The sequence below is a fragment of the Pseudomonas sp. UBA6315 genome, assembly GCF_002438125.1.
GTDB lineage: Bacteria > Pseudomonadota > Gammaproteobacteria > Pseudomonadales > Pseudomonadaceae > Aquipseudomonas > Aquipseudomonas faucium.
Genome location: NZ_DJTF01000058.1, coordinates 37425 through 53325, shown reverse-complemented (window position 1 = coordinate 53325; position 15901 = coordinate 37425). Strand labels below are relative to the sequence as shown.

At 67.7% G+C, this 15901-nt stretch carries 17 protein-coding genes; 4 read left to right on the top strand and 13 right to left on the bottom strand.

Features of this window, described 5'->3' with window-relative positions:
* Nucleotides 1-32: 32 nt before the first annotated feature.
* Together B3E94_RS06940 and nudE are read left to right on the top strand one after the other, a co-directional pair.
* Nucleotides 33-1160, top strand: a complete 1128-nt coding sequence (locus tag B3E94_RS06940; protein ID WP_176516714.1) for a helix-turn-helix transcriptional regulator — start codon at nt 33-35, stop codon at nt 1158-1160.
* A 92-nt stretch (nt 1161-1252) separates the two neighbouring features.
* Nucleotides 1253-1804: an ADP compounds hydrolase NudE gene (gene nudE, locus B3E94_RS06935; protein WP_176516712.1), complete on the top strand. Its 552-nt coding sequence runs from the start codon at nt 1253-1255 to the stop codon at nt 1802-1804.
* An 18-nt stretch (nt 1805-1822) separates the two neighbouring features.
* On the opposite strand, the gene dmpG is transcribed toward nudE, so the two are convergent.
* From dmpG to B3E94_RS06915, 4 genes are read right to left on the bottom strand one after another with little or no spacing between them, the layout of a single operon-like run.
* The gene (gene dmpG, locus B3E94_RS06930) at nt 1823-2857 is read right to left on the bottom strand and encodes a 4-hydroxy-2-oxovalerate aldolase (RefSeq protein WP_176516710.1); all 1035 of its coding nucleotides are present in this window, start codon (nt 2855-2857) and stop codon (nt 1823-1825) included.
* Between the two features lie 11 nt (nt 2858-2868).
* Entirely contained in the window at nt 2869-3777 is a 909-nt protein-coding gene (locus tag B3E94_RS06925) for an acetaldehyde dehydrogenase (acetylating) (protein WP_176516708.1), read from the bottom strand.
* A gap of 15 nt (nt 3778-3792) precedes the next feature.
* The gene (locus tag B3E94_RS06920; RefSeq protein ID WP_286912863.1) at nt 3793-4584 is read right to left on the bottom strand and encodes a fumarylacetoacetate hydrolase family protein; all 792 of its coding nucleotides are present in this window, start codon (nt 4582-4584) and stop codon (nt 3793-3795) included.
* Nucleotides 4581-5408, bottom strand: coding sequence for an alpha/beta fold hydrolase (locus B3E94_RS06915; protein ID WP_286912862.1), 828 nt, complete (start codon nt 5406-5408; stop codon nt 4581-4583). Before B3E94_RS06915 ends, B3E94_RS06920 begins: the two co-directional genes overlap by 4 nt.
* Before the next feature lie 163 nt (nt 5409-5571).
* On the opposite strand from B3E94_RS06915, the gene B3E94_RS06910 reads away from it, so the two are divergent.
* Together B3E94_RS06910 and B3E94_RS06905 are read left to right on the top strand one after the other, a co-directional pair.
* Complete coding sequence (locus B3E94_RS06910; protein ID WP_286912860.1) at nt 5572-6345, top strand: SDR family oxidoreductase; 774 nt, start codon at nt 5572-5574, stop codon at nt 6343-6345.
* A 15-nt stretch (nt 6346-6360) separates the two neighbouring features.
* Nucleotides 6361-6849, top strand: coding sequence for an SRPBCC family protein (locus B3E94_RS06905; protein WP_286912859.1), 489 nt, complete (start codon nt 6361-6363; stop codon nt 6847-6849).
* A 405-nt stretch (nt 6850-7254) separates the two neighbouring features.
* On the opposite strand, the gene B3E94_RS06900 is transcribed toward B3E94_RS06905, so the two are convergent.
* From B3E94_RS06900 to B3E94_RS06860, 9 genes are all read right to left on the bottom strand, one after another.
* Nucleotides 7255-7629 carry a nuclear transport factor 2 family protein gene (locus B3E94_RS06900; protein WP_286912858.1) on the bottom strand — a complete coding sequence of 125 codons (375 nt, stop codon included), beginning with the start codon at nt 7627-7629 and terminating at the stop codon, nt 7255-7257.
* A gap of 1 nt (nt 7630) precedes the next feature.
* Nucleotides 7631-8833: an acetyl-CoA C-acyltransferase gene (locus tag B3E94_RS06895; RefSeq protein WP_286912857.1), complete on the bottom strand. Its 1203-nt coding sequence runs from the start codon at nt 8831-8833 to the stop codon at nt 7631-7633.
* Nucleotides 8834-8843: 10 nt separating this feature from the next.
* Nucleotides 8844-9302, bottom strand: coding sequence for a MaoC family dehydratase (locus tag B3E94_RS06890; RefSeq protein ID WP_176513338.1), 459 nt, complete (start codon nt 9300-9302; stop codon nt 8844-8846).
* 2 nt (nt 9303-9304) lie between these two features.
* A complete protein-coding gene (locus B3E94_RS06885) occupies nt 9305-10087 on the bottom strand; it encodes an SDR family oxidoreductase (protein ID WP_176513340.1) in 783 nt (260 codons plus the stop codon).
* An 18-nt stretch (nt 10088-10105) separates the two neighbouring features.
* Nucleotides 10106-11296, bottom strand: a complete 1191-nt coding sequence (locus B3E94_RS06880; protein WP_286912856.1) for an acyl-CoA dehydrogenase family protein — start codon at nt 11294-11296, stop codon at nt 10106-10108.
* On the bottom strand, nt 11293-12441 hold the full coding sequence (locus B3E94_RS06875) for an acyl-CoA dehydrogenase family protein (protein ID WP_286912855.1): 1149 nt from the start codon (nt 12439-12441) through the stop codon (nt 11293-11295). Before B3E94_RS06875 ends, B3E94_RS06880 begins: the two co-directional genes overlap by 4 nt.
* A gap of 347 nt (nt 12442-12788) precedes the next feature.
* On the bottom strand, nt 12789-13664 hold the full coding sequence (locus tag B3E94_RS06870; RefSeq protein ID WP_286912854.1) for an SDR family oxidoreductase: 876 nt from the start codon (nt 13662-13664) through the stop codon (nt 12789-12791).
* Between the two features lie 9 nt (nt 13665-13673).
* Nucleotides 13674-14822 (bottom strand): acetyl-CoA C-acetyltransferase, encoded by a 1149-nt coding sequence (locus B3E94_RS06865; protein WP_286912852.1) that lies wholly within the window; start codon nt 14820-14822, stop codon nt 13674-13676.
* Nucleotides 14823-14843: 21 nt separating this feature from the next.
* Nucleotides 14844-15899 (bottom strand): acyl-CoA dehydrogenase family protein, encoded by a 1056-nt coding sequence (locus B3E94_RS06860; RefSeq protein ID WP_286912850.1) that lies wholly within the window; start codon nt 15897-15899, stop codon nt 14844-14846.
* Between the last annotated feature and the right edge of the window lie 2 nt (nt 15900-15901).

Here is a 15901-nt window from a genome sequence, read left to right as displayed (position 1 = left end):
CCAGTGCTAATAATAATAAACGGTACGCCTTCATGCAGAGTCTCACCCTGGAAGACTTCAGCGAGCTGGTCGGTCAGCTCTATCAGGGCCCCATGGAAAACATCCCCTGGGTCACCTTCCTCAACCAGCTCAATCGGCTCCTCGACAGCAAGTACGTCACCTTCATCCTGCGCCCACCCAGCAGCCAGGTGGATGGCCTGATGGTCAGCACCAACGGCACCTCCAGCGAAGCCACCAACTCCTACAACAAGCACTTCTACGCCCTGGACCCGTTCATCGGGTTGCCCAACAGCGAGGTCGTGGCCCTGAGCGACTACCTGCCGGAGGCCGAGCTGCGGCAATCGGAATTCTTTCGCAACTTCCTCGAGCCGGTGGATGTGTTCCATATCCTCGGCGTGGACATCAACACCAGCGACGGCGCCCAGTGCCGCCTGCGCATCAGCCGCGGGCGCGACGACCCGCCCTTCGTCAGCGCCGAAAAAACCCTGCTGGCGCGCTTCATCCCGCACCTTGAGCAATCGATCAAGGTGCACATGCAGCTCAACCGCATCGAGATCGAACGCAACCTGTATGCCGGCGCGGTCGACCAGATGGCCGTGGGCACCATCATCCTCGACGAAACCGGCAAGGTGCTGCAGACCAACCAGGTGGCCGAACGGCTGCTGCAGGAGAAGGACGGCATCAAGCAGGTCAACGATGGCCTGCAGGTCGGCAGCGCCCGCGACACCCAGGAGTTTCGCCGCCTGGTGCGCCAGGCCATGCTTTCGCAGAAGGGCAACCAGGCCACGGTGGTCGAGGCCATGCGCGTCACCCGCCCGTCCGGCCGCGCCGACCTTGGCATCATCGTGCGCTCGGTGCCGCTGGCGGCCTGGAGCGAGGGCAAGCAATGCCCCGCCGTGGTGATCTTCATCAGCGACCCGGAGCAGCAGAGCTCCGCCCCCCAGGAAATCGTCCGCGCCCTGTTCGACTTCACCCCGGCGGAAACCCAGCTGGCCATGCTCCTGGCCAACGGCCTGACCCTCGACGAAGCCTCCGAGGAACTGGGCATCAGCCGCAACACCTCGCGCGCGCACCTGCGTTCGACCTTCTCCAAGACCGGCGTCACCCGCCAGACCATGCTGGTGCGGCTGATCTTGCGCAGCGTCGCCACTCTCGGCTGAGCCCAGGCTGCCATCGTCCGCCCGGACGATGGCAGCCACCCCTGGCCGCGCCATAGTAGGCCTGTCGCTTACCGTCGCCAGAGGCCCGCCCCATGCGCCAGAGCCCTACCATCCTCAAGACCGAGCTGCTGGCCAAGAGCAGCCATTTCCAGATCGAAGCGCTGCACCTGCAGTTCAGCAATGGCCAGCGCCGCATCTACGAGCGCCTCAACGGCACCGGTTACCGCTCGGTGCTGCTGGTGGCGATGCCAGACCCCCAGCATGTGCTGATGGTCCGCGAGTACGCGGTGGGGGTCGAAGGCACCCTGCTCGGCCTGCCCAAGGGCGGCGCCGAGGCTGGCGAAAGCTACCTGCAGGCGGCGCAGCGCGAGCTTGGCGAAGAGGTGGGGCTGCGCAGTGCGCGGCTGACCGAACTGGGCGACCTGACCTTGGCGCCTGGCCACCTGGGCCATCGCTGCCGGGTAGTGCTGGCCGAACAGCTCAGCCCGTGCACCCGGCTGGCCGGCGATGAACCCGAGCCTCTGGAATGCCTGACCCTGCCGATGGCGCAGATCCCCGCCCTGGTCGCCAGCGGCGAGCTGCACGAAGCGCGGGCGATCGCGGCAATCTTCATGGCCATGGGGGTGCTGGCGCAGCGTAGCTGACGCCAGCGAACGCCCGCCTCAGGTTGGCAGCACCCCGCGCGCACGGGACAGGGTCAGGGCCAGGTCCTCGATCATGTCTTCCTGCCCACCCACCGTGCCGCGGCGCCCCAGCTCCACCAGCAGCTCACGCGCCGGCACGCCGTACTTGAGCTGTGCGCGCTTGGCAAACAGCAGGAACGAGCTGTACACCCCGGCGTAGCCCAGGGTCAGGGCATCGCGGTCCAGGCGGATCGGCTGGTCCATCATCGGCACCACGCGGTCCTCGGCCACATCCATGATCCGGTACAGGTCCACGCCGCTGTGCACGCCCATGCGCTCGAGCACGGCGACGAACACCTCCAGCGGCGTGTTGCCGGCCCCGGCGCCCAGCCCTGCGACCGAACCGTCGATGCGCGCCGCGCCCGCCTCGATCGCCGCCAATGAGTTGGCAATGGCCATGCCCAGGTTGTGATGGCCATGAAAGCCCACCTCAACCCCCGGCTCCAGGCCCGCGCGCAGCACAGCGATCTTCTCGCTCACTTCATCGGGCAGCATGTAGCCTGCCGAGTCGGTGCAGTAGATGCAGTTGGCGCCATAGCTCTGCATCAGGCGCGCCTGCTCCAGCAGCTTATCGGCGCTGACCATGTGCGCCATCATCAGGAAGCCCACGGTGTCCAGGCCCATCTTCGCCGCCATGCCGATGTGCTGGCCGGACACGTCGGCCTCGGTGCAGTGGGTGGCCACGCGGATGGTCGAAACGCCGTGTTCATGGGCCATCTTCAGGTGGTCGAGGGTGCCGATCCCCGGCAGCAGCAGGGCCGAAACCTTGGCCTGCTTGAGCCGTGGAATCACCGCACTGAAGTATTCCTCGTCGCTGTGCGCCGGCAAACCGTAGTTCAACGAGGCGCCGCCCAGGCCATCGCCGTGGGTGATCTCGATCAGCGGCACGCCGGCCGCGTCCAGCCCGGTGGCCACCTCGACCATCTGTTTGATGCTGATCTGGTGACGCTTGGCATGCATGCCGTCACGCAGGCTCATGTCGTGCAGCAGCACGTTCTTGCCTTGCAGGTTCATGGTCACTCTCCTCAACGGGCGGGCAATTGCAGGGCGCCCTTGTGGGCTTCTTCGGCGAACATTTCAGCGGTGCGCAGGCCGGCGGCGGTCATGATGTCGAGGTTGCCGGCCGACTTGGGCAGGAAGTCGCCCAGGCCCTCCACCTCGATGAAAATCGACACCTGGTTGCCGTCGAACACCGGGCCGTTGACCAGCTTGTAGCCGGGCACGTAGCGCTGCACTTCGCTGACCATGCTTAGCACCGAGGCGCGGATGGCGTCCTGGTCCGGGGTGTCGTCGGTCAGGCAGTGGATGGTGTCGCGCATCATCAGCGGCGGCTCGGCCGGGTTGATGACGATGATGGCCTTGCCGCGCCGCGCGCGGCCGATGCTTTCCACCGCCCCTGCGGTGGTGCGGGTGAACTCGTCGATGTTCTGCCGCGTGCCCGGCCCCACCGAGCGCGAGGACACCGTGGCGACGATCTCGCCGTAGGCCACCGACTGGATGCGCGACACCGCCGCGACCATGGGGATGGTCGCCTGGCCGCCGCAGGTGACCATGTTGACGTTCATCGCAAGCTGGGCGGCATGCGCCTTGAGGTTGACCGGCGGCACGCAGAACGGGCCGATGGCCGCCGGGGTGAGGTCGATCATGACCACGCCCAGCGCGTTGAGTTTTTCGCTGTTGCGGGCATGGGCGTAGGCCGAGGTGGCATCGAAGGCGATGCGGATATCGTCGTCCAGCACGTGCGGCAGCAGGCCGTCGAGGCCTTCGGCGGTGGTCTTCACGCCCATCTCGCGAGCGCGCTTGAGGCCTTCGGACTCAGGGTCGACGCCGACCATCCACACCGGTTCGATCCATTCGGAGCGCAGCATTTTCATCAGCAGGTCGGTGCCGATGTTTCCCGGGCCGATAATGGCCGCTTTCAGTTTCTGGCTCATGGCCTTGCTCCTTGGTCAGGCACGGAAGGACACCTGGGCGCTGCCCAGGCCGTCGATGGTCAGGAAAAACTGGTCGCCGGCCTGCACCGGCTCCAGCGGCACCAGCGAACCGGAGAGAATCACCTCGCCGGCCTTGAAGGGGATGCCGAAGGCGCCGAGGGTGTTGGCCAGCCAGGCGACCGCGGTCAGCGGGTTGCCCTGCACGGCCGAGCCCAGGCCCTCGCTCAGGGGCTGGCCGTTCTTCGACACGCGCATGTGCAGGTTGGGCAGGTCCAGGGTGCGTGGGTCGATGCGCTGGTTGCCGAGCACGAACACGCCGCAGGAGGCGTTGTCGGCCACCGTGTCCTGGATGCGGATGCGCCAGCCGTGAATGCGCGAATCGACGATCTCGAAGCAGGCGCTCACGTAGTCGGTCGCCGCCAGTACATCGGCTTGCGTCACGCCGGGGCCGGCCAGGTCGTGCTTGAGCACGAAGGCGATCTCGCCTTCGGCGCGTGGCTGGATCAGGCGCTGTTCGGCCAGGGAAATGTCGGCACCGTCGTCGAAGGCCATGCTGCGGGTGATGAAGCCGAAGTCCGGCTGATGCACGTCGAGCATGCGCTGCACGGCGGCCGAGGTGACGCCGATCTTCTTGCCGATCACCCGGTCGCCGGCGGCCACCCGGCGCTGCATGCTGTGCAGGGAGATGTGGTAGGCATCCTCGAGGGTCATGTCTGGCCAGCGCTCGGTCAACGGCGCCAGGGTCTGGCCCTCGGTCAGGGCCTGGTAGAGCTCGTCGCCGTAGTGCTGGCGAAGCTGCGCGGTCATGGCCGGCCCTCCGCGAGAAACGCCAGGCACTCGCGGTTGAACAGCTCGCGGTGCTCGACCATCACCCAGTGGCCGCACTCGCTCAACAGCACGAAGCGGATGCGCTGGCAGGCCTGCATCAGCGTCTGCGCGCCGGAGGCCGGGCAGAATTTGTCGTCCATGCCCCAGAAGCCGAGGATCGGGCAGGCCAGCTGCGCCACCTGCTCGGCCATGTTCGGCACATCCATGGTCGAGAGCACGCAAGGGGGCTGCTCGGCGACCACCGCCACGCGCTCGGCCACGGTTTCGTCGTCGATCAGCGCCGGGTCGAACAGTTGCAGGCTGAGCAGGCGCTTCATCGCGCTGGCATCGCGCAGCTCACCGCTGGCGAACGCGGCGGCCATGCGCTGGATGCCTTCCATCTGCAGGTAGTACTGGGCCTTGTCCATCAGGCCGCCGGGGGCCATCAGCACCAGGCGGGTGACCCGCTCGGGGTGGCGCAAGGCGATGGCGATGGCGATGGCGCCACCCAGGGAGTTGCCCACCAGGGTGCAGCGCGGGATGTCCAGGGCGTCGAGCAGGCCCAGCAGGGCGTCGACGAAAAAGTCCAGGGTGTAATCGCTCAGCGGCTTGTCGGACGCCCCGTAACCAGGCAGGTCGGGCACGATCACGCGGTGGCCGGCGGCGGCGAAGGCCGGGTAGTTGTGCTTGAAATTGCTGTGCCCGCTGGCGCCAGGGCCGCTGCCGTGGATGAAGACGACCGGCTCGCCTATGCCTGTGTCGTGGTAGTGCAGCTGCAGGCCGCTGGCTAGCGTGACCTTGTGCCCTTGCGCTGGTGCGCCCATGGGGAAACCTCCCGGCTCATTGTTGTGCCGGAATTATTCAGAGGGGGCTGCAGCGCAACATCGTCCGAGAGGACTACGCGGGGGCAATAGTCCCTTTGGACGTAGGCCCGAGCCGCAGCGGCGCCTAGGATCGGGGGCATTTCCCTGACGACAAGGCTTCCCCATGCACGACCCCTTGAGCTTTCACGACAAAGTCGTCCTGGTCACCGGTGGTGGCAAGGGCGTGGGCAGAGGCATCAGCCGGCGATTCCTGGAGTGTGGCGCCCACGTGGTGATCTGCGGCCGCCAGGCCCCGGAGCGGCTGCCGGCGCGCGCTGGCCGCGAGGCGCTGTTCCTGCCCTGCGACGTGCGCGATGTGGAGCAGCTGGAGCGCTTGATGGGCAGCATCCTGGAACGTTTCGGCCGCCTCGATGTGCTGGTGAACAATGCCGGGGGCGCGCCTTATGCCGATGCGGCCAGTGCCTCGCCGCGCTTCTCCGAATCGATCATCCGCCTCAACCTGCTGGCCCCGCTCAACCTCTGCCAGCTGGCCAACCGGGTGATGCAGGCACAGCCCGAGGGCGGCAGCATCATCAACATCTGCAGCGTCAGCGCCACCCGCCCTTCCCCCGGCACCGCCGCCTATGGCGCCGCCAAGGCCGGGCTGCTCAACCTCACCCGCTCGCTGGCCGTGGAATGGGCACCGAAGGTGCGAGTCAATGCAGTGACTGCCGGGCTGATCCTCACCGAACAGGCCGGCCTGCACTACGGCGACGACCAGGCGGTGGCCCAGGTGGCGGCGACCATCCCCCTGGGCCGCCTGGCCGAGCCTGACGACATCGGCGACACTTGCCTCTACCTCGCCTCGCCCCTGGCCCGCTACGTCAGCGGCGCCGACCTGGCCGTGCACGGCGGCGGTGAACGCCCGGCATTTCTCGATGCGGCGAATGCCCACTGAACCTGGAGATTGCACATGAACCGCATCGCTCGCCACACCGTGGCCCTGAACCTGACCCGCGACCAGGCTTGGAGCAAGCTGCGCGACCTCAGCCTGGCCCCGCACTATGTGCCGGGGTTGACCGGCAGCCAGTTCCACCCCGGCGCCCGCGAGGGCATGGGCGCCAGCCGCCGGGTCATGCGCAAGGGTGGGCAGTGGCTGGATGAAAGCGTGGTGCAGTGGGAGGACGGCGCGGGGTTCGTGCTGGTGTTGCACAAAGGCAATGCCGGCGCGCCGTTTCCGTTTCGCCAGGCCAGTTTCAGGTATTGGCTGGAGGGCTCGGGGGACAGCTGCCGCATGAGCACCAGCCTGCATTATCGACTGCGCGGCGGGCGGTTGGCCGAATGGCTGCTGGGCCGGGCGTTCGACAAGGTGGTGCGGGAGATTGGTGAAAACCTCAAGGCCTACTATGAGAGTGGGCGCACGCAGAACAAGGACCTGCAGGATGACGGCAGTGCGATATGAAATCGCTTTTGCCTGGGCTGGCCCTATCGCTGGCAAGCCAGCTCCCACAAGTACCCCGCTGCCCTCGAGAATAGTGGCGTACCTGTGGGAGCCGGCTTGCCGGCGATGAGGTCCTTTATACCCCGCTGCCCTCAAGAATAGTGACGTACCTGTGGGAGCCGGCTTGCCGGCGATGAGGTCCTTTTTACCCCGCTGCCCTCAAGAATAGTGACGTACCTGTGGGAGCCGGCTTGCCGGCGATGAAGTCCTTTTTACCCCGCTGCCCTCAAGAATAGTGACGTACCTGTGGGAGCCGGCTTGCCGGCGATGAAGTCCTTTATACCCCGCTGCCCTCAAGAATAGTGACGTACCTGTGGGAGCCGGCTTGCCGGCGATAGGGCCCTCAAATCCCCCCAAGCAGCGAGTTCATTGCGCCCCCACGTTAACTTCACTCCAATACGCCTTCATGCTGCGAATCAACCCCCGCTCATCAAACGCCATCACATCGATCACATCCAGCGCACGCCCACCAAACACCACGCGAAACGGCACCGCGCCCTGCCCATCGCAGGTCGCCCGCACCGGCCCGGTCAGCGCCGCCGACACCTGCATGGCCCCCAGCCCCTGGCGGTAGAACGCGGCAATGGCCGCGATCCCCTGCAGCGGCGCCGTGCCAACCGGGTCCTCAACCGTGGCATCTTCGCCATACAGCGCCAGGATGCCGTCGATATCCCCGGCATCCACCAGCGCCACGTAGCGCTGCATCAGCACCTGAACCTGCTGCGCCGTCGGCACGCCCATCTCAGGCCACCTCGAACAGCGCGGCAGCACCCATGCCGCCACCAATGCACATGCTCACCACCACATAGCGCACACCGCGGCGCTTGCCCTCGATCAGCGCATGCCCGACCATCCGCGACCCGGACATGCCGAACGGATGGCCAATGGCGATGGCGCCGCCGTTCACATTGAGCCGGTCGTCATCGATGCCCAAGGTGTCCCGGCAATACAGCACCTGGCAGGCGAACGCCTCGTTCAGCTCCCACAGGCCGATATCCTGGACCTTCAGGCCATGGCGCTTGAGCAGCTTGGGAATGGCATACACCGGCCCGATGCCCATCTCGTCCGCCTTGCACCCCGCCACCGCCAGGCCGCGATAGATGCCCAGCGGCTGCAACCCACGCTGCTCGGCCAGGCGTGCATTCATCAGCACCGCCGCCGAGGCGCCGTCCGACAACTGCGAGGCGTTGCCCGCGGTGATGAAGCGCCCGGCGCCGGTCCACTGCCCACCGCCCCACACCGGCTCCAGTGCAGCCAGGCTGGCTGCGCTGGTGTCGGGGCGGTTGCACTCGTCCTGGCGCAAGGTCACCGGCTCGTGCCGGCTCTCGCCGCTGGCCTTGTCCAGCAGCAGCTTGTGCGTGAGCAGCGGCGCCAGCTCCTGGTCGAACAGCCCGGCCTGTTGCGCCTGGGCGGTGCGCAGCTGGCTGTGCAGGCTGTAGGCATCCTGCTCCTCGCGGCTGATGCCGTAGCGCTGGGCGACGATCTCGGCAGTCTCGATCATCGGGATGTAGGCGCTAGGGTCGCGCTCCAGCACCAGGCCAGACTGCAGGCGGTAGAGGTTCTTGTGCTTGTTCTGCACCAGCGAGATCGACTCCAGGCCACCGGCCACGGCAATGTCGAGTTCGTTGCAGATGATGCCCTTGGCGGCGATGGCAATGCTCATCAACCCCGAGGCGCACTGGCGCTCCACCGCCATGCCGGCGACCTGCGCCGGCAGCCCGGCCGCCGTGGCGCACAGGCGCCCCAGGTTGTAGGCCTGGGTGCCTTGCTGGGCGGCGGCGCCGATGATCACATCCTCCACTTCCTCCGGCGCGATGCCGGCGCGGCGTACCGCCTCGGCCACCACATGGCCGCCCAGGGTCGGCGCCTCGGTGTCGTTGAAGGCACCGCGAAAGGCTTTGCCAATGGGCGTGCGCGCCGTGGCAACGATCACTGCTTCGTTCATGCTCGATTCCTCAGTTCGGGTAGTAGCGGCTGATGGTGTCGACCACACAGCCGGGCCGGTCCTGGCCTTCGATTTCGACGCTGACGCGGATCAACGCCTGCACGCCCTCGCCCACCGCCTCGGTGGACAGCAAGGTGGCGCTGCCGCGCACCCGCGCGCCCACGCGCACCACTGACGGGAAGCGCACCCGCTCGCAGCCGTAGTTCACGCCCATGGCAATGCCACGCACCTCGACGATCTGCGGCAGAAACAGGTTGACCAGCGCCAGGCTCAGGTAGCCATGGGCGATGCAGGCGCCGAACGGCCCCTGGGCGGCGCGCTCGGCATCCACGTGAATCCACTGGTGGTCGCCACTCGCCTCGGCGAACAGGTCGATGCGCGCCTGGTCCACCAATAGCCACTCGCTCTTGCCCAGCTCCTGCCCCTGCGCCTCGTGCAGCGCAGCAGGCGTTTGGAAAATACGCGGCATGCTCAAGCCCTCTGGCTGGAGACCGACAGCACTTCGCCGGTCATGTACGAGCTGTAGTCGCTGGCCAGGAACATCATCACGTTGGCCACTTCCCACACCTGGGCAGCACGGCCAAAGGCCTCGCCTGCGGCCAGCTGGTCGAGCACCGCCTGGGGCGCGGAGCGTGCGAGAAAGTCATGCATGGCGATGCTTGGGCTCACGGCGTTGATGCGGATGCCATGCTCGGCCGCTTCCAGCGCCGAGCAGCGGGTCAGCGCCATCACCCCGGCCTTGGCCGCGGCGTAGTGGGCCTGCTGCTTCTGCGCCCGCCAGCCCAGCACCGAGGCGTTGTTGACGATCACCCCGGCGCGGCGCGCCATCATGTGCGGCAGCATGGCGCGGGTCATGCGCATGGTGCCGGTGAGGGTCACGTCGAGCACCCGCTGCCACTCTTCGTCCGGCATCTCCACCAGGGCCCGGGAGCCGCCCAGGCCTGCGTTGTTGATCAGCACATCGACACCGCCCAGCTCACGCTCGGCGGCGCTGACCAGGTCGCGCACCTGCGCTTCGTCGGTGACGTTGCACACGTGCCCATGCACCGCCTGCAGCGCGGTGGCTTCGCGGATGCGCGCCACGGCCTCGTGCAGCCGGCCTTCGTGGATATCGCTGATCATCAGCGCCCGGCAGCCCTCCTCGGCAGCGCGCAGCGCAGCCGAATAGCCGATGCCGGAACCGGCGGCCGCGGTAATCAGCACCGACTTGCCGCGCAGCAGGCCATGGCCCGCAACATAGTTGGGAACAGTCATGCAGAAAAACTCCTTCGATCAGGTGCGCACGCGCGGCTCCCGGGGCATGCCCAGGGCGCGTTCGGCGATGATGTTGCGCTGGATCTCGTTGCTGCCGCCGTAGAGGGTGTCGGCACGGCTGAACAGGTACAGCGACTGCAGGCGGCTGAGCTGATAGGGCGCAGCTTCGAGCAGCTCGGCCTCGGGCCCGAGCACGTCCATGGCGAGCTTGCCCAGGCTTGCGTGCCAGCTCGACCAGTTCAGCTTGTAGATGGTCGCCTCGCGGCGCAGTGAGCCGTCCTGCGGCCCGGAGAGCATGCGCAGCGAGTTGTAGCGCAGGATGCGCAGGCCGCACCAGGCCTCGGCCAGGCGCAGGCGCAGCTGCGGGTCGCGGTCGGCGCCATTGGCTCGGGCGATGGCGATGATCTCGTCCAGTTCGTTGTGAAACTGCATCTGCTGGCCCAGGGTGGACACCCCGCGCTCGAAGCCCAGCAGCGCCATGGCGATCTTCCAGCCTTCGCCAGGCTGGCCGACGATGTTCGCAGCCTCGGTGCGGGCACCGTCGAAGAACACTTCGTTGAATTCCGAGGTGCCGGTCATCTGCTCGATGGGGCGCACGCTGATGCCCGGCTGGTCCATCGGCACCAGCAGGAACGACAGGCCATGATGGCCGACGCTGCCAGGCTCGGTGCGGGCCAGCACGAAGCACCAGTCGGACTCGTGGGCCAGCGAGGTCCAGACCTTCTGGCCGTTGATCAGCCAGTCGCCGTTGGCATCCTGGGCGGCGCGGGTCTTCACCGCCGCAAGGTCGGAGCCGGCACCCGGCTCCGAATAGCCCTGGCACCAGAACGTGGTGCCGGCGACGATACCTGGCAGGAAGCGGCGCTTCTGATCTTCGCTGCCGAAAGCGGCAATGGTCGGGCCGGCCAGGCCCTCGCCGATGTGGCCCATGCGCCCCGGCCCGCCGGCGCGGGCATATTCCTCGTGGAAGATCACCTGCTGGCTGATCGACAGCCCGCGCCCGCCATGCTCCGGGGCCCAGCCCACACACGTCCAGCCGCCCTCGGCGAGCTTGCGCTCCCAGGCTTTGCGCTCGGGCGCGAACATGTGCTCGTCACCCGGGCCGCCGCGAAAACGCAGCGCCTCGAACGCGCCGCACAGGTGCTCGGCCAGCCAGCCGGCGACCTCCTGGCGAAAGTGTTCGTCCTGCTCACTGAAACCGATCTTCATGCTTGCTCCCTGATCACCAGGTTGGCGATCTGCTGCAGATGCCAGGCGGGCGCACCGAGGTAGCTTTCACTGGCCCGGGCACGCTTGAAATACAGATGGGGGTCGTACTCCCAGGTGAAGCCGACCCCACCGTGCAGCTGGATCGACTCGGCGGCGCAGTGGAAATACGCCTGGGAACACTGGGCCTTGGCCAATGACGCGGCCAGCGGCAACTCGCTCGCGACCTTCGGGTCGCCGGCCGGGTCCAGCGCTTCCTGGGCGACGCAGGCCGCGTAGTAGCTGGCCGAACGGGCGCATTCGACCTGCAGCATCATGTCGGCGGCGCGGTGCTTGAGGGCCTGGAAGCTGGCCAGCGGGCGGCCGAACTGCTGGCGTTCCTGCAGGTAGGCAACGCTCAGGTCCAGCGCCTGCTGGGCACCGCCGACCTGTTCGGCGGCAAGGCCGATGCAGGCCAGGCGCAGCACCTGCTGCAACAGCGCCCAGGAGGCATCGAGCACGGCCTCGGGCCCAACGTACACGCGGTCCAGGCGAATGCGCCCGAGGCGCCGGGTCTGATCCAGGGTCGGTTGCCACTGGCGCGCAAGGCCCACCTGCCCCGCTTCGACCAGGAACAGGTTGACGCCCTGCGCCGTCCAGGCCGCGACCACCAGCAGGTCGGCACTGTGGCCGTCGATGACCTGGGCGTATTCACCGTCGAGCACATAGCCCTCGCCTTCGGCCTTGGCCGCCACGCTGATGCCGTCCTGCGACCAACCCCCGCCGCTGCCCCAGGCCAGGGTGGCACGCACCCGGCCTTCGGCGATGGCCGGCAGCCAGCGCCGTTTCTGCGCGTCGCTGCCGGCCAGCAACAGCGCCGGCGTGGCCAGGCAGGCGGTGGCGAAGAACGGCGAACAGAGCAGGCGTCGGCCCATCTGTTCGAGCAAAATCGCCAGCTCGACATAGCCCAGGCCCAGGCCGCCATAGGCTTCGGGGATGTGGATGGCAGGCCAGTACATCTCGCTGCACAGGCGTTGCCAAAGGTTGGTGTCGTAGCCGGCTTGGCTGGCCATGGCCGCGCGCACGGCGGCGCAGTCGCAGACATCGGCGAGCAAACCCTCGGCCGATTCACGGATCATTTCCTGCTCGTCGGTGAATGCAAAGTCCATCGCGGCGTCTTCTACTCGTCTGGCGGGTGTTGAGCGAAGTGTGGGCGGCTGCGGGCCGGGTGGAATCGGCCAATCGGACTAGGGGCGGCCTTGGCCCGGGCGCTAGGGAGGGGTTGGCTTGGATTTCGAGGTGATGCGCAGATCCAGCGCCGCTTGCGCGTCGCTTCGCGGGGCAAGCCCGCTCCCACAGAGCCAGCGGCTATCTAAAAAGTGACACAACCCCTTGTGGGAGCGGGCTTGCCCGCGAAGCGACGCGCAAGCGGCGCACGATCTCAAGACACACCCAAAAAAAAACCGCATCACCCTGGCAAGTGATGCGGCCAACGGAGCAAGCGAAAAACCTGGCGTCAGGTGCCGTAGACTTTCTGCGCCGGCACCGCCTGTTGCAGCAGTTGCGCCACGGCGGCGCCCACCTCAGCCACCGCCCAGCGCCCGTGGTTATCCAGCTGCGGCCCACGGCGCCAGCCGTCGGCGATCGACAGGCGCCCGCCCTCGACCTCGAACAACTGCCCGCTGACCCCCGCCGACGCCGCCGAACCCAGCCACACCACCACCGGCGCAACGTTCTCCGGCGCAAAAAAATCGAACCCCTGCTCCGGCCGCTTCATCACCTCGGCGAACACCTGCTCGGTCATGCCGGTGCGCGCCGCCGGGGCCAGGGCATTGACCGTGATGCCATAGCGCGCAAGTTCCGCCGCCTGCACCAGGGTCAGCGCGGCGATCCCGCCCTTGGCCGCGCTGTAGTTGGATTGCCCGATCGAGCCCTGCAACCCGGCGCCGGAGCTGGTATTGATGAGCCGCGCATCCACCTGCACGCCCTGCTTGGCCTGCTCGCGCCAGTAGCGCACGGCGTGGCTGGCGAGGCAAAAGTGCCCCTTCAGGTGCACCGCCACCACCGCATCCCAGTCGGCCTCGGTGAGGCTGGCGAACATGCGGTCACGGCAGATGCCGGCGTTGTTCACCACCACATCGAGCCCGCCAAAGGCGCCCAGCGCCGCCTGCAGGATCAGCCCGGCATCGGCGTAGTCGGTGATGTCATTGCTGTTGGCCACGGCCTGCCCGCCGTGCTCGCGGATCTGCGCCGCCACCGCTTCGGCCGCTTCGCGGTTGATGTCGTTGACCACCACGTTCGCGCCTTCTGCGGCGAAGGCCAGGGCGTAGGCGCGGCCCAGCCCGCCGCCGGCACCGGTGATGATCACGGTGCGGTTTTTGCAACTTGCCATAGTGTTCTCCTACAAGCGTTCGATGATGGTCACGTTGGCCTGGCCGCCGCCTTCGCACATGGTCTGCAGGCCATAGCGGCCGCCGCTGCGCTCCAGTTCGTGCAACAGGCTGCACATCAGCCGGGTGCCCGTGGCGCCCAGCGGATGGCCCAGGGCGATGGCGCCGCCGTTGACGTTGGTCTGGGCATGGGGGTAGCCGGTTTCCTGCAGCCAGGCCATGGCCACCGAGGCGAAGGCTTCGTTGATTTCCACCCGGTCGATGTCCTCCAGGCGCATGCCGGCGCGCTTGAGCGCGTACTCGGTGGCCGCGATCGGCGCGGTGAGCATCCACACCGGGTCGTCGGCGCGCACGCTCATGTGGTGGATGCGTGCCCGCGGCGTCAGGTTGTATCGCTCGAGTGCCGCCTGCGAAACGATCAATAGCGCACTGGCCGCGTCGCAGGTCTGGCTCGACACCGCCGCGGTGACCCGGTCGCAACCGAACAGGTAGTCGAGCTCGGCCATCTTCTGCAGGCTGGTGTGGCGCGGCGTCTCGTCATGCTCGACGCCTGCCAGCGGCACGATCTCGCGGCGAAAATACCCCTGCTCGATGGCCCGCAACGCCCGCCGATGGGACTCCATCGCATAGGCCTCCAGGGCCTGGCGGCTGAGCTGCCAGCGTTCGGCAATCATCTGCGCCGCGCGAAACTGAGTCGGCGGCGTGGCGCCGTAACGGCGCACCCAGCCCTCGGAGCCGCTGAACGGGTCGCTGAAGCCCAGTGGCTCGGCGGCGGTCATGGCCGAGGAAATCGGGATCTGCGTCATGGTCTGCACACCGCCTGCCACCACCACGTCCTGGGTGCCGCTCATCACCGCCTGGGCGGCAAAATGCAGCGCCTGCTGCGACGAGCCGCACTGGCGGTCGATGGTGGTGCCCGGCACGGCTTGGCTGAGCCCGGCCGCCAGCCAGGCGGTGCGGGCGATGTCGCCGGCCAGCGGGCCGATGGTGTCGACGCAGCCGAAGATCACATCGTCGTAGTCGTCGTCGGGAATGGCATTGCGTTCGACCAGGGCCCGCAGCACATGGCCGCCCAGGTCGGCAGCGTGGATCTGCGCCAGGCCACCCTTGCGCCGCCCGGTGGGCGTGCGCAGGGCGTCGACGATATAGGCTTCAGGCATGCTCTACCTCTGCATCGGCAATCAGAAAGTGGCGCCGGCGCCAATCGCCAGCCCCTGTTCGAACAGTGCGGTGCGTACCCGCGCCTTGTGCAGCGCCGGGTCGCCCCAGGCCTTGTCCAGGGCCCAGGCGCGTTTCATGAAGATCTGCAGGTCGACTTCCCAGGTGTAGCCCATGGCGCCATGGGCCTGGATCGCGTTACGCGCCGCCAGCAAGGCCGCCTCCGAGGTGGCCAGGCACGCATGCGACACGGCCAGCGCCTGCGCCGCCTCGTCATGGGCCACGGCATGGGCGGCGCGGTACAGCGGGCCCTTGGCGAACTCGATGCGCACCGCGACGTTGGCCATCAGGTGCTTGACCGCCTGGAACGAGCCGATCGGCTTGCCGAACTGCTTGCGCTCGAAGCTGTAGTCCACGGCCAGGTCGACCATGCGCTTGGCCAGCCCCAGGCGCTGCGCGGCGCAGCCCAGTGCGCCCCGCTCGAAGGCTCGCGCCAGCAGCTGCGCGGCCTCATCGCCACGGGCCACGCAGGTGGCGGCGGTTGGCGTCCAGCTCACCTGGTAAAGGTGGCGGCTGGGGTCCAGCGAGGCGTTGCGCACCAGCTCGACGGCCGCACGCGGCACGGCATGCAGTTCGCCGGCATGGCTGAGCAACAGCAGGTCGGCGACATGGGCGTCACTGACCAGCGGGTTGCCCGGCTCGCACACCGCCAGCCGCGCCTGCCCTGCGGCCACCCGGGCCAGCCAGTCCTGCTTGAGCGCCTCGTGCGCCTGGCCCAGCTCGGCCAGCAGCGGCACCGCCACCAGCATGGTTTCCACCAGCGGCTCGGGCAGCCCGGCATAGCCGCATTCCTGGGCCAGCAGCACGCAGTCCAGCGCCCCCAGGCCCAGGCCACCGTAAGGCTCGGGCACGGTCAGGGCGGTGAGGCCCAGCTCGACCAGCTGGCCCCACAGCCGGTCGCAACGGCCGCTGTCGGTCTGCCACAGCTCACGAATGCGCTCGGGGGTGACCTCGTTGATGAAGAAACTGCGCACGCTGTCCTGGAACAGCAACTGGTCGCTGTTGAAACTGAAGTCCATGG